General features: G+C 57.9%; 1 pseudogene. It reads right to left on the reverse strand.

Features of this window, described 5'->3' with window-relative positions:
- Positions 1-241 (reverse strand): annotated as a pseudogene (locus J5M56_RS25660) (alpha/beta hydrolase); the annotation flags it as partial.
- Between the last annotated feature and the right edge of the window lie 196 nt (positions 242-437).

Here is a 437-nt window from a genome sequence, read left to right on the forward strand (position 1 = left end):
TGATCGCCTTGTCGCTGACTTCCACACCGGACAGATCAACGTTCACCGAAGCCTGCGCACCGGTCAGTACCGCACGGGCGTCTTTCGGGCTCAGTTGCTCCAGCGGACGACCACCGCCAGCGGCGAGGGCATCGAGGAACGCTTGGGTGTTGTGTTCGACGCCAGGGCTGCCAGCGGCGAAAGCGCTGCTGACGGACAGGGCGAGGAGGGACGCGGCGAGGGTTTTCTTGACGATGTTCATGGTGGAAATCCTTTTGAATGATTTTGATTGTCTGATCGTTCCCACGCTCTGCGTGGGAATGCAGCCGGGGACGCTCCGCGTCCCAACGATCAGATGGCTGCCTTCGGCAGCTCTTTGTGTTCAGGGTTGTTTTCAAACCGTGAGCACAGATTAATGGGCTGCTGAAAAGCGAAAAAGCGGCTATAAAGCGTTTAAC

The organism is Pseudomonas sp. 51_B (assembly GCF_017491595.1).
Classification (GTDB): Bacteria; Pseudomonadota; Gammaproteobacteria; order Pseudomonadales; family Pseudomonadaceae; genus Aquipseudomonas; species Aquipseudomonas promysalinigenes.